The sequence below is a fragment of the Stenotrophomonas sp. NPDC077421 genome (genome assembly GCF_049545505.1).
In the GTDB taxonomy this organism is placed as follows: Bacteria; Pseudomonadota; Gammaproteobacteria; order Xanthomonadales; family Xanthomonadaceae; genus Stenotrophomonas; species Stenotrophomonas nematodicola.
In genome coordinates this window covers 1-1,519 of the sequence record NZ_JBMWDP010000085.1, presented here as the reverse complement: position 1 = coordinate 1,519, position 1,519 = coordinate 1, and the positions used below count along the sequence as shown (strand labels likewise).

Sequence of the window (1,519 nt, the reverse complement as noted above, 5' to 3'; positions counted from 1 at the left end):
AGCCGGCCGACGTTGCTGTCGCCGGTGAGCATCCAGGTGCTGTTGGTGCCGATGTCGGCGCGGCTGACGTTGATGAAGCGACCGTCGATGCGCGCGTTGTTGCGCAGCGTGACATCCAGCGTGCCGGTGACGGTGCGGGTGTCGAAGGTGACATCGCCGCGGAGGCGCGAATCGTCGACCGTGAAAGCGACCGTACTCACACTGGCGGTGGGGTCCCCAAGCAGTGAGGTAACCCGCAGCAGATGGCCATCGCCCCCGATCAGCCTGGCGTCGTTGGCGATGAGAATGTCGTACGCCTTGTCGACGGCCGATACCGCCCCGATGTGAAGTGCCGCGCCGCGCCCGGAACGGACCGTGGAGCCATCCACCCGGAGACGGGTCGTACCTGCTGCTGCATCGGTACCCCAGAAGTGGACGCCGATATTGGCCGCATCGATATACGAGCCATTGATGATGTCGATGCTGCTGCCAGCGGCCATGCGCACCCCCAGGCCCGAATTGTAGTCGGGGGTACCCGGGTTGTCGGCCACCGTCACCCGCGTGTTGTCGAGGGTGGCGTGGGCGCTGTCACCGCCCAGACCCAGGAAGTCCACGCCGACGCTGGCAAGTGCACCGGTCACGCCCTGCACCTGGATGCTGCTGTCCGTCAGATGGGCGGTTGAATCGTTCGTGAGCCAAAGACCGCCGCCCTGGAACAGAGTGCCGTCGGCGCGCAAGGCCGACGTCCCGCGGAGTGTTACCGACTTGTTTCCGCTCACCAGCCGCGTGACGGTCGCGCCGGTGAGGTCCACCGATCCTTCCGTCACATCGATGTCGTAGGTGTGCCCGCCCGTGACGAGCAGCCGTGCCCCGTTCCGCAGCGACCAGGTTTCGGGCGTTTCGCCCGCCACCACCTCGGCCTGTTCGCCGTCGAGCTGGCGCGCCGTCACATCGCCGAGCGGAAGCACGCCCATCGCCAGCATCACCGCGCAGGCAAGGGGCCGCACAGACGGGTGGCCGGCAGCAGAGGTCTTCATCAAAGTCATCGTCCTGTTCTCGCGTCAGAGGGCAAATGTGGCCGAGCACGTCACGTGATCGCCGCGTCCCCGCGCGCCCCACGCCCCATCGGAGGCAGCGGAGTCGTGAAGATGGGAAGGGGGGAGGCGCCAGCGTCGATCTGTGTCAGCGATGACGTGTAGTGTTGCGACCAATGGCGGGCCACCCCATGCAAGAAATTGCAGATGGACCCGGCTTGCCGGTAGCAGCCAGCCCGGATTCAGAAGAGTGAGGAGGCCTACCGCGGAAGGCGTCGATGGAGCGGGTATCCGCTCCGTTGACGATACGCTGCGCGGCGTTCAGAAGTGGCCTTTCCTGAACGCCGCTGTCTGGATGCAATGCCCGGGTCTCGCCGTCGGGAGCTCGGACATGGCACTGTCAGGACCCTCACCAGGCGTAGGACATCCCCAGCTGCGCACTGGCTTCGCGGTAGCCGCTGTCGCCACGCATCAGGCCCAGCCCACCCCAGGCCGAAACGCCCGGG

At 66.5% G+C, this 1,519-nt stretch carries 1 pseudogene; it reads right to left on the bottom strand.

Annotated features, from left to right (window positions below):
• Window positions 1-1,016: pseudogene (locus tag ACPEH1_RS20545) on the bottom strand (autotransporter outer membrane beta-barrel domain-containing protein); the annotation flags it as partial.
• Window positions 1,017-1,519: the final 503 nt, after the last annotated feature.